The sequence below is a fragment of the Methanosarcina sp. 1.H.T.1A.1 genome (assembly GCF_000979295.1).
Lineage (GTDB): Archaea > Halobacteriota > Methanosarcinia > Methanosarcinales > Methanosarcinaceae > Methanosarcina.
Genome location: NZ_JJQY01000051.1, coordinates 25,957 through 37,562 on the forward strand (window position 1 = coordinate 25,957; position 11,606 = coordinate 37,562).

General features: G+C 43.2%; 11 protein-coding genes. 10 read left to right on the top strand and 1 reads right to left on the bottom strand.

Features of this window, described 5'->3' with window-relative positions:
- Positions 1 to 528 precede the first annotated feature (528 nt).
- The 10 genes from glyA (at position 529) to EO95_RS05505 (ending at position 10,571) form a co-directional block, all read left to right on the top strand.
- Entirely contained in the window at positions 529 to 1,767 is a 1,239-nt protein-coding gene (glyA, locus tag EO95_RS05455) for a bifunctional serine hydroxymethyltransferase/L-allo-threonine aldolase (RefSeq protein ID WP_048132943.1), read from the top strand.
- A gap of 25 nt (positions 1,768 to 1,792) precedes the next feature.
- Complete coding sequence (locus tag EO95_RS05460) at positions 1,793 to 2,656, top strand: bifunctional methylenetetrahydrofolate dehydrogenase/methenyltetrahydrofolate cyclohydrolase (protein WP_048132944.1); 864 nt, start codon at positions 1,793 to 1,795, stop codon at positions 2,654 to 2,656.
- Between the two features lie 1,073 nt (positions 2,657 to 3,729).
- Positions 3,730 to 3,939, top strand: coding sequence for a hypothetical protein (locus EO95_RS05465; RefSeq protein WP_048132947.1), 210 nt, complete (start codon positions 3,730 to 3,732; stop codon positions 3,937 to 3,939).
- 79 nt (positions 3,940 to 4,018) lie between these two features.
- Positions 4,019 to 5,245 carry a dihydropteroate synthase gene (gene folP, locus EO95_RS05470; protein WP_048132949.1) on the top strand — a complete coding sequence of 409 codons (1,227 nt, stop codon included), beginning with the start codon at positions 4,019 to 4,021 and terminating at the stop codon, positions 5,243 to 5,245.
- A gap of 2 nt (positions 5,246 to 5,247) precedes the next feature.
- Positions 5,248 to 5,862: a methylenetetrahydrofolate reductase C-terminal domain-containing protein gene (locus EO95_RS05475; RefSeq protein WP_048132951.1), complete on the top strand. Its 615-nt coding sequence runs from the start codon at positions 5,248 to 5,250 to the stop codon at positions 5,860 to 5,862.
- Positions 5,863 to 5,886: 24 nt separating this feature from the next.
- Entirely contained in the window at positions 5,887 to 6,765 is an 879-nt protein-coding gene (locus EO95_RS05480; RefSeq protein WP_048132953.1) for a methylenetetrahydrofolate reductase, read from the top strand.
- A gap of 337 nt (positions 6,766 to 7,102) precedes the next feature.
- Positions 7,103 to 7,915 (top strand): DUF1638 domain-containing protein, encoded by an 813-nt coding sequence (locus EO95_RS05485; RefSeq protein WP_052733513.1) that lies wholly within the window; start codon positions 7,103 to 7,105, stop codon positions 7,913 to 7,915.
- A gap of 249 nt (positions 7,916 to 8,164) precedes the next feature.
- A complete protein-coding gene (cofE, locus tag EO95_RS05490) occupies positions 8,165 to 8,971 on the top strand; it encodes a coenzyme F420-0:L-glutamate ligase (protein ID WP_200895004.1) in 807 nt (268 codons plus the stop codon).
- A gap of 273 nt (positions 8,972 to 9,244) precedes the next feature.
- Positions 9,245 to 9,511 (top strand): thioredoxin, encoded by a 267-nt coding sequence (trxA, locus tag EO95_RS05495; protein WP_048132958.1) that lies wholly within the window; start codon positions 9,245 to 9,247, stop codon positions 9,509 to 9,511.
- A 652-nt stretch (positions 9,512 to 10,163) separates the two neighbouring features.
- Entirely contained in the window at positions 10,164 to 10,571 is a 408-nt protein-coding gene (locus EO95_RS05505) for a DUF1699 family protein (RefSeq protein ID WP_048132966.1), read from the top strand.
- 106 nt (positions 10,572 to 10,677) lie between these two features.
- On the opposite strand, the gene EO95_RS05510 is transcribed toward EO95_RS05505, so the two are convergent.
- Complete coding sequence (locus EO95_RS05510) at positions 10,678 to 11,589, bottom strand: DUF1638 domain-containing protein (RefSeq protein WP_327037146.1); 912 nt, start codon at positions 11,587 to 11,589, stop codon at positions 10,678 to 10,680.
- Positions 11,590 to 11,606: the final 17 nt, after the last annotated feature.

Here is an 11,606-nt window from a genome sequence, read left to right on the forward strand (position 1 = left end):
TAGGTTTTGAGAACTTGCTCAAAAATCGAATGTAGTCCCAAACCGGAATAGATTTTACCCATTAGTATACTCATTAATACTCTGACGGTTATAAGTACTTGAATTATATTACTCACACGAAACTATACTGGCCAACTGAAGACCTTCCATATTCCAGAATCTCCTGAGTCCTTAAAATGCTCTGGATATTTTTCCTGGGATCTTAACCTCAGTATTATAACTCCTTTCAATTAGAGTTCTCTTCAATTAGAGTTCTCTTCAATTAGAGTTCTCTTCAATTAGAGCTACTTTCAATCCGGAAGGTTGTAAAACTGTTTGATAATTCCCGGTTATCGAGGACTGTTCGGACGGTTGAGAACCTTCAGCCCTTCCGGCTTTCCAGTTTGTCAGGCAGTTCTTACAGCTTTCAACACATTGATGTAAGTAAATACCAGAATCGTAAGCATATTAACAGTTAATCAATTCACGCTAACGAGAAACCCTTGATTTCGAATAAGTTTTAAATGCATGGATTACGAGGTGACAGTAATGTCTTATATTGAAAAAATTGATCCGGAATTGTTCGAGGCTATTAAAAAGGAAGCCGAACGTCAGGAATTCAAACTGAACCTGATTGCGTCAGAAAACTATGCGAGCAAGGCTGTTATGGAAGCCCAGGGCTCAATCATGACCAATAAGTATGCCGAAGGATATTCCGGCAAGCGCTATTACGGTGGCTGTGATTTCGTTGATGTTGCCGAAAACCTCGCGATTTCCAGGGCAAAGGAAATATTCGGGGCAAAGTACGTAAATGTCCAGCCTCACTCAGGTTCAGGCTCCAACATGGCTGTCTACTTCTCTGTACTGCAGCCTGGAGACACAATCATGTCCATGGACCTTTCTCACGGCGGACACCTTTCTCACGGCAGCCCTGTAAGTTTTTCCGGGAAGCTCTATAACATCGTGCCCTATGGGGTCAGCAAAGAGACAGAAGCCTTGGACTATGACGCACTCCTGAAATTGGCAAAAGAATGCAAACCGAAAATGATCGTATGCGGAGCTTCAGCCTACCCCCGCGAGATCGATTTCAAGAAGTTCAGGGAAATTGCAGATGAAGTCGGAGCTTACCTTCTTGCAGATATTGCCCACATTGCAGGGCTTGTAGTTGCAGGCGTGCATCCGAGCCCTGTGCCTTATGCAGACTTTGTCACCACCACAACCCACAAGACCCTCCGGGGACCCAGGGGTGGAATGATTATCTCCAGGACCGAAGAGCTTGCAATGGGGGTAAACAAAGCAGTTTTCCCGGGCATTCAGGGCGGTCCCCTCATGCATATCATAGCTGCAAAGGCAGTCGCCTTTAAGGAAGCCATGAGCGAACAGTTCAGGCAGGACCAGGCTCAGACCGTAAAGAATGCAAAGGTTCTTTGTTCCTGTTTGAAGCAGAAGGGTTTTGATATTGTTTCTGGCGGCACTGATAACCACCTTATGCTCGTAAATCTTAATAATATGAACATTACAGGCAAGGATGCGGAAGCTGCAATGAGCAAAGCCGGAATCATTGCCAACAAAAACACAGTTCCTTTCGAGACTCGCAGCCCCTTTGTAACCAGCGGGGTAAGGCTTGGAACCCCTGCCTGTACCACAAGGGGTATGAAAGAAAAAGAAATGGAACTGATTGCCGACTACATCGAGACAGCAATCAAGAATGCAGGAAATGATGCTCTGCTGTCAGAAGTCAATGGTAAGGTAAGGGAACTCTGTTCAAGGTTCCCGATTTACAGCTAATTGAGGAGATAGGGGGTTTTACCAGTTGTCAGATGAAAGCTATGAGTCACGGATCATAGATGGAAAAGTCCTTGCACAGCAGGTTGAAGAAGAAGTGAGGTCAGGAGTAGAGGACCTCGAAAGCAACCGGGGAGTTACCCCCGGGCTTGCTACAATCCTTGTAGGTGACGACCCTGCATCAAAGATGTACGTCCGTCTTAAGCACAGAGCCTGCGAGCGTGTGGGTATCAAAGCAGAAGATTACCTTCTTCCGGCAGAAGCCACCCAGGAAGAACTTCTTGCCCTTATTGATTCCCTTAACAAAAACAGGGATGTGCACGCAATCCTGCTTCAACTTCCGCTGCCGAAGCATTTCTCTCCGCAGGAAGCAATGGAAGCCATATCTCCTGCAAAGGATGCAGATGGTTTTCACCCCTATAACATGGGAAAACTCATGATTGGGGATGAAGGTCTTGTCCCCTGTACCCCTCACGGGATAATCAGGGCACTTGATGAGTACAATGTGCCTGTTAAGGGTAAAAATGCGGTTATTGTCGGGCACAGCAATGTTGTGGGTAAACCCATGGCAGCAATGCTTCTGAACAGAAACGCAACCGTTTCGGTCTGCCATATCTTTACCGATGACCTGAAGAAGTACACCCTTGGTGCCGATCTCATAGTGGTTGCGGTAGGGGTTAAGCACCTTATCAAAGCAGACATGGTTAAAGAAGGGGCTGTAATCTTTGACGTGGGAATCACCAAAGAAGAAGACGGTGTGTACGGGGATGTTGACTTTGAAAACGTAATCAAAAAAGCTTCTCTTGTAACTCCTGTCCCCGGCGGCGTAGGTCCCATGACAATTGCCATGCTCATGAAGCATGTGCTCAGGTGTGCAGAGAAAAGCCTTTAAATCCTCTATTTTAACATAAGGCTGGAAGTCCCCTTCCTCGGTATTTCGGATTTGTCCGAGCTGGCAGGCGGGGGATGAAAGCCGTCAATTTTCAAAAACTTGAGCCTTCGGGCTAAAGTTTTAGGTAGTGGTAGTTCACAGCTTTTTCTCATTTTGTTTTTTATTTGTGCTCCCTGATTAATTGGTAGGTATTATTCCAAAATGGTCGCAAATGGCATCTCGTGTTCGTTCTTTTCACGCGCCGCGCAAGGCTTGAGCCCGCCTGCGTATAGTAGATAATTACGAGATCAATAGCCTTGCTGGAGCTTTCATACCAAAATATCAGCCATGTAGCAGGGGACTACCAAATTTTTTACTCGAATTTTTTAAAACTTTTGCCGGGTCTTTTATTCTGATGCTTCTTTAATTGTGGATTAGGCACAAAATAATCTTCTCAATCTTTTCGTATCAGGACAAGTAAATTTGTTTTTTAATTGCATCCTATTTGGAGATTTTACTCTGTTTTCTTTCGCATGTCAATTTGGGATATCACATTTGATTCTTATATATACTTTTTATTAATCCTCAGTAAAGTTTGCCTAATTGTGGTAACAGAATTCTACACATCAATATTTTTATGTATCATTGAAGCCTATTTTACTATAATCCTGTCTGCCATCAATAAATAATAAAAATGGTTTATGAAGTCTTAATTAAATAGTCAGGTTTTCATAAAATATCCGGGCGCTAAAATGAGTTATTTGTAATCTCTAAACAAATCTACCTGATATACGTTGATGGCATTGAGTTCCAGTGATACTCCGCCCGTTTTCCATAATTGCATATATTCAGTTAGATAACACATTATCCGGAATTCTGATTGTAATTATCCATTATCGATAATTACAGTGGAAAAATCACTCCAGTTAAAAACGTATTTCCCATAACCTTAAACTCTATCCCCTTCCATATATAAGGTCTCAGGAGGCCTGAACTCCTGAAGCTCTTAAACTTAACCGGACTTGCATCCCCCAGTTCCTTTTCAAGTCCTCCAGTGTTCAGCTTCGCAGCCGGAAAAATTGTTTTGTTTTTTCTTGCCTGCAGGAAGCCTTTCAGGTGATGGGGCAGAAAAGGCTTTTTCAGGGAATGTTAGCGGATGGTTGAATGAACAGCGTTTGCAGTTACGATCCAACGAAATGATGCTGAGGGTATTTCATTACGGAAATAAAGACATCTGCAGATCGGTTCCAAATTTCATGCTTCAAATTCCATTATTGTTTAAAAATAAGGTAGTTGTTGTTTGAGTAAATTGTTTGCTTACTCATATTTATCAAGCGCTGTTGCGCCAACTGAGTTAAAAGCGATATAGCCTGGTTGTCAAAAATGGTAGTTAATACTGATATCTGTGGTATAAAAGTGGGAGATCAATATCCTGCACATGTAATGGGCATTATTAACGTGAGCCCTGAGTCTTTTTACAAAGGTTCGATTTCAAGCCCGGAATCTGCACTTGGGGTCGCTCGGAAAATGGTTGAGGACGGAGCAACTTTCCTGGATCTGGGTGCTCGGTCAACGTGGCTCTTTGCAGAACCTATCAGCAGAAAAGAAGAACTTGAGCGTTTAATTCCTGTACTTGAAGCACTGGAAGGCAATGTGGATGCGGTAATTTCCGTTGATACGATGTTTTCTGAAATCGCAGAAGAGGCTCTCAAAAGAGGGGCAGATGTCATAAACGATGTTTCCGGTTTTACAGCAGACCCTCGAATGATAGAAGTGGTGGCCGATCACGGCTGTCCGGCTGTGGTTATGGCTTCGAATAAAATTCCCGGAGACCCTCTGGGAATGGATTCCATTATTGAAGCACTTGACTCCATTATACAGGCTGCAGAGGCTGGAGGTATAGTGCCTGAAAGCCTTATCCTTGACCCTGCAATAGGCAGGTGGACAGAAGAAAAGCTGTCTATGTATGATTTTGAAACCCTGGATGATTTCGAGCGCCTGAATATTTTTGAAAAACCTTTGCTTGCAGCCCTTTCAAGGAAGTCCTTCATAGGAGACGTGCTTGGAAAACCTGCGGCTGAAAGGCTCTACGGCAGTCTGGCTGCAGCAGCAATTGCGGTTTACAAGGGTGCACATATTATCCGTACACATGATGTACCCGAGACTTCTGACGTTATTAAGCTTTCAGGAGCCCTGAGAAGCCGGACAAGTGTTGTAAAGGAGGGCAGGTATGAGGTTTCGGTGCTTGATGTAAAAACCCCTCAGGACGCATGTATTGCAATGAGGAATATCGGAGCTACACGAGTCGGTTCGCAGGTAATGCAGGGAAAATGCATCCACCTTATGTTAAAGATCAGGAACCTTACAACCACGGAAGCTCTGATTATAAAACAGGAGATGCTTGCAAGGGGAGGAGATGCAGCCCTTGCAAGAGACGCAGTTTCCCATGAAACGGAAACTACTGACGTGCTTGTGATGGGTACCCTGCTGCAATTTGAACGCCTTGCCAGAAAACTGGATGGGCAGGCCCGTTCCCTCCCAGTTATTGCAGAAATGATCCGCGAATGTATTTCAAATCGGACTAATCTGGAATACCGATATTTGAGGTAATTATGATCATAACTTCAGCAAAACCCTTTGAAGAAATCCTTGACCTGTTAAAAGATGAGGACGATATCTTTGTTGTCGGATGCAACGTATGTGCTGCAAAACTGAAGACTGGAGGAGAACCTGAAGTCCTTGAGATGTGCAGGCGGCTTGAAGAGAGCGGAAAGCACGTGGTAGGTTGGGCTCTTCCAACTGCTGCCTGCAGTATCCGGTCCTTTGAATCTCTGGCTGAGAAAAACGAGAAAATAAAGGAAGCGCGTTGTATTCTTGTTATGGGGTGTGGCAGTGGAGTTTCTGCTGTTGCCAGTGTTGTTGATTTGCCTATATACGGTTCGAACAACACTCTTTCACTTGGCGGCTCCAGTGGAGGCAAGCTTCTTTTCAACCAGTGTGTTATGTGCGGGGACTGTACCATAAGTGAATATGGTGGTCTCTGCCCGAAATCTCAATGCCCGAAAGCTCTTCTTAATGGGCCCTGCGGAGGGGCAGTGGAAGGAATGTGCGAGGTCAACAGGGAGATGAATTGTGTATGGGCTCTTATCTATGAACGTTTGAAAAGGATCAACAGGCTTGACCTTCTTTACGTTATCCATGCCCCCAAGGAGCATGGTTTTAAATAATTTCATTCCTAATATTCTTATTTAATGCTTTTTAATTTTCGTGAAAAACTGAACTCCAGGAAATTTCTGGTTACTGTTGAAGTCTCTCCCCCCAAGGGGACCAGGTTTTCAGCTCCCCTGGAAGATGCCTGCCAGTTAAAAGGTGTTGCAGACGCTCTGAACGTTACTGATAATCAGTGTTCAATTATGCACATGAGTTCACTGGCTTTCAGCAAGCTTTTGCTCGATCAGGGACATGAACCTATCATGCAGCTTACCTGTCGGGACAGGAACAGAATCGGGCTTCAATCCGATCTTCTGGGAGCATACGCTCTGGGAATCCGGAACATCTGCTTGATGACCGGGGATCATCCTACCTGTGGAGACCATCCGGGCTCAAAACCCGTTTATGACCTTGACTCCGTACAGCTCATTGAACTCGTCAGGAAGCTTGATTCAGGCATTGATTTTGCAGGAAAAAGTCTGGATGGAGGCACTTCTTTTTGTGCAGGCGCAGTCTCAGGCATAGATCCTAAAAATACCTTGCAGCTAATAAAGCTTGAAAAAAAGGTCAAGTGCGGAGCCGATTTTATCCAGACGCAGGCTGTGTATGATGTGGGCATGTTCGAGGAGTTTATTGAAGCAGTAAACCATCTTGAGGTACCTGTAATTGCAGGTTTGATTCCTCTCAAATCCCTGAGTATGGCTGAATATATGAATAAAAACATCTCAGGAATTCATGTGCCTGAAGAAATCATGCTTCGGATGAAAGATGCATCTTCCCCTATAGAAGAAGGTCTTTCGATAGCTTCCGATACTATAAAAGAACTGACGACACTTTCCCGAGGGGTTCACATTATGCCAATCGGATCTCACAAAAACACTCCGAGATTGCTTTCAATGGCAGGAATTTCAGGAAAATAAAGGAATCCCAAAAATTCCCTTTAACCGGGAGGTTTCTTCTCTTTTTCTTCCAGTGCTAAGGCTTCCTATTCTGTGTATTTTGTGCCGCTGTCTTCTTTTTTTATAAAAAATTTCTTTGTATACTTCTTTTTTGTATACTTCTTACATCGTTCTATTTACCTACTTTTAAATACTCACAGGAAATACATTATAATCGACACTGCCCTTAATTTATTGTATCTGGTGTGGGTTTTTTGGGGTGTTGGTGATGGGTGTTTTTCTGTTTCTTTCTGGAATCTGGATTTGCTGGTGAATTTAGAGTTTTTCCAGAGCCAGGGGACCAGATAAGGAGGTCACAATGAGGATAATGGGTATCATATCATGCAAAATCTTTGAGGATGAAATTGTTCATCTCGTGGAGCATGATGAAGAGGTGGATGAAGTTCTAATACTGAAAAACGGGAGTTCGGAGGACATTGTACGGAAGTTTGGTGAAATTGGCTGTCCCTGCCGGGAATTGACTCTCAATAATGTCGAGGCGCACAGGTGCCTTAAGGATGTGAAGCATGTGGACGGCGAGGGCCTCATGCTTGTGCTCAACATCCTTGAAGTCGTTGGCATGGGAAAAAAGCGTACTATGCTGAAAACGAACGTATATGATGCGATTCTGAGGATGTCGCTCTTCTCAGACGGGATGCTTTTGTTCTATGGGCTTTGCGGTAACTTGCTCAAAGATATCGAGGACGATTTCAAGTATCTTGAATGTCCTCTCGCATTGCTCAGGGACCCCGAAGGAAACATCGTTGATGACTGCATCTGTGCGACCCTGGGGGGCAAAAGAGCTTTCGTGGAAAAAATAAAGGGTTTCGGGGGCGAAAGGGTTTTCATGATTACTCCCATGTGGGCTGCCAACTGGGAAAAAATGGTCGTAGCTAATGGGTTTGCCCGGAGCCTGGAAAATCTTGAAGAGTCAAAGCTGGTATTTCGGGCTGCCAGATATACTCAAGTAGCAAAGATTAATACCGGCTTAAACTATCAGCAGAATTTCGATTCCAGGGCAAGGGAATTTGCAGCTTTCTATGGGTTTGGAATTACAGAAATCGAAACTGATCAGGCTATCTTCGAAATGTGTTACAGTGAACTGAAGCATTCGCTTACGGCAACTGTCTGAATATAGCCCCTCTGGAAAAAGTTATTTCAGGTCCGATTTTGAGCTATCGTTAAGTCACTTTTAGTTTATCAGGTTAATTTTTCCAGGGGGGATTTCCTCATTTCAAAGTTTTTCATCCTGCCGTAGGGGTTTTCCGGAGCCTTTGGATACATTTATCAATACCTTTCGGTATTTTACGGTTTGATTCTGTCCATATTGATTTTATGTTTCTGAATATCGAGATTAATCACAGTTTTTAAAGGCATTAAAATGAGTCCAGAAATCACTTCCATCCAGATGTTCGGGATTAAGACCCCTATCATCAGAGCAGGGGACGATATCGTGCAGACCCTTGAAGCTTCGCTGCAGGACGCTGGCATTATTCCAGTTGACGGGGATGTTATTGTGCTGGCTGAATCTGCTGTTGCCACAGCGGAAAATAGAATTGTCGAGCTTGCCAGCGTCATGCCAGGAGAAAGGGCCTTATCTCTCGGGGAAAAATATGGGATAGACCCGAGGGAAATGGAGCTTGTGCTTCAGGAATGTGATGAGCTTTTCGGTGGCGTTCCCGGAGCCGCACTTACTATCACAAAAGGTATCCTCTCTCCCAATGCTGGAATAGATGCTTCAAACGCTCCTGATGGCCACGTAGTCCTGCTCCCGAAGGACCCGAGAAGAAGTTCCGAGAACATCCGGAAAAGGCTTGAGCAGCGTTACTCCTGCAGGCTGGGAGTGATTATAGGGGACAGCAGGACTCAGCCCCTGCGGTTAGGCTGCACAGGGATTGCACTCGGAGTTTCAGGCTTTGTGCCTGTGGAGGATGCAAGGGGCACTTTTGACATTTATGATAAGCCCCTCCTCCTGACTCACAAAGCAGCGGCAGACAACCTGGTTTCCGCAGCTGAACTCCTTATGGGGGAAGCCGGAGAAAGGGTTCCCTGCGTGCTTATCCGGGGCGCTCCGGTAAAAATGGTTGATGAGTCTTCGGAGATGCCAACAATCTCAATGGAAGGGTGCATGTATTTCGGCAACATTATTAAAGGCCGGAAAGAATATCCGGAAAAAGAGAATCAGTAGAAAGCTTGCCTGAACTTCCTTTTCGAAATATGTTTTAAAGCGAGCTCGCAGGACTGAGATAAGCGTTATATATCCTCGGCGATAATATATACAATAAATTGAGTCCCGATCCTGTATCTGGTAATTCCATCTTCAGGTCATTTATCGTTCTGGGTTGGGTTCTGGCATCTGTGCCGTACGGACGCATATGTACGATTCCTTTGCACGTTTACCAGAGTAGATCAACTAAAAACTGAAAAAGTCTCAGACGTTTCAAGTATTGCAGGTGATTTTATGAAACCTATGTTATTGGACTTTTCCGCAACATGGTGTGGACCTTGTAGGATGCAAAAACCTATTCTTGAAGAGCTCGAAAAAAAATACGGAGATAAGGTTGAATTCAAGGTTGTCGACGTGGATGAAAACCAGGAGCTTGCCTCAAAGTACAGCATACACGCTGTCCCGACCCTGATCATTGAAAAGGACGGGACTGAAGTAAAGCGCTATATGGGTGTAACCCAGGGCAGTGTACTGGCATCTGAACTCGATAAACTTCTCTGATCCCTGTATTTTTCTGAAAACAGCCGCCCGGGGTTCAGGGAACCTGAGGGCGCACAACTTTTTAACCGAGTTCTTTTTACAAGACTTCTTTTACAGCTCACTCAGCCGAAGGTTTTTATTCCTGAAATGTTTCTCCCAATATTTCTCCCAATATTTCTCCCAATATTTATCCTGATATTTCTCCCAATATTTCTCCCAATATTTATCCTGATATTTCTCCCAATATTTCTCCCAATATTTATCCTGAAGTTCTTTCTTTTTGATGCACTGAACCCAACAGATTTTTACCAATTCTGATCGGAGCTTAATTTTTCCTTCTTTCTATAAAATCTCAGTTAAGCTTCAAGTTGAATATAATATATCAGGAGCTCAAATCAGAATAATTCAAGTAGTATCCAAAAATATTTTTAGCATGAAAAATGGCAAAAACTGACGTGAAATCAAAAAATCTACCTTCAAAAAGCGGTTTTAATCTTTTTTAAGGCTTTTTAAGGCTATTTCCCCGGGGCTTAATCTAAGTAGACAACTAATATACTATCTAAATAATGTTAGTGCAATAAGATAACTATTTATAATAAGTATAAGTACTTTCTAATATAGTAAAAACATAAAACAACTTAAAACATAAAACAACCTATAGTGGGGGAAAAACATGAGAATAAGAGTAGTTAGCTCAAGAGAAGAAATCTTTACACTTAATCCGAATGAACGTATCGTACACCTGGCTTTCAGGCCTTCTAACAAGGACATCTTTGGATTGGTTGAAACCTGCCCGAAGATTGAGGTAATACAGTTACCTAAATCTTACATGCGTACAGTCTCAAAGTCCATAGAAATGTTCCTTCAGATGCAGAGAATCCAGCTTCTCGAAGGAGATGTCTGGGGGCACAGGAAGGATATAAACGAATACTACAGCATTCCAACCTCAGTTATTGAAAAGATTAAAGAAATGAAAATCGAAGGTAAATCCACTGAGGAGATTGAGAAAAAGGTTTCAAGGGAAAGCAAGCTGAACCCTGAAATGGTTGGTTATATCCTGAATAAGGAAGCTACTGCCTGATTTCCCCTTGGGGCATACCCTTAAAACTTTGCTGGAGATTAGATTGTAAAGCTAATCGATTCCACATTTCGTATTTAGTATCTAATCTCCAGGTTAAATCTTCTTTTTAAGGCGAATTGGAACCTTTTTTGCAGATATTGTTCCTGGCATTCAGGTAGGATTTCCTTGCAATTTCCATACTGCCTTTCTTTTCAACAATGCTCATATCAAAAGTCCGGGCAAAATTTAAGACATTTTTGTCGAATTCGTCTCCTCTGGAGATTTCATTACTGATTTTGACAACTTTTTTATACAAAGGATTTTTCAAAAAACTTTCATCGACGTCAGAAGTACCGCCTGATTCATTTTTCATCTCTTTCCAGCCGGAGGCCCACATCGGGGTCAGGTAGAACATACCTGTGCCGTTTCCACTCTGCATAACTTCAGCATAGGCATCGTTGCCTCCAAGAGCTACACTGATACAGTCATCCACAATGTCTCCCTTTTCATCTTCGAGAAAATAGAGGGGGCAATTAAAATCTTTGAAATTAGCTTCCAGGCTCCTTAACGAGCGCCCGCAGTTCCCATAAAAAATAAGAATACCATCTGAAAAATCTGCCATTTCCTTCATATTTCGGTAGATTTCAGACTTTAAAAGGTCACAATCTGCATGCAGGCCAAGCTTCAGAATGTTTACCACTACGGTGATTGTTTCTCTGGTTTTTGCCTTCACTCTGTTCTTTTCCTTCATATTCTCATGTATTTCTCCAAAAAATGGAACCTTCAATAGAAAATTCGGAATTTTCATGGATACGGGACTATGCATCTGTTTTATGAAAAAAGATATCCGGTCCGGAGGAAAAAGCCTGACCTGGCAATTTCTGGATTTAAGCTTTCGAACAAACATGAAACATTGCCTGTTTTCTACTATGATCAACCGTACGGCATTCTGATCTTTAGAGAGGACATAAACAAGTTCATCTTCAAGCATTTTACAGGCAATTATGCTCAGTACAGGCATCGGTGAACCATCTCTCATGTTATGTTACTTTTGAT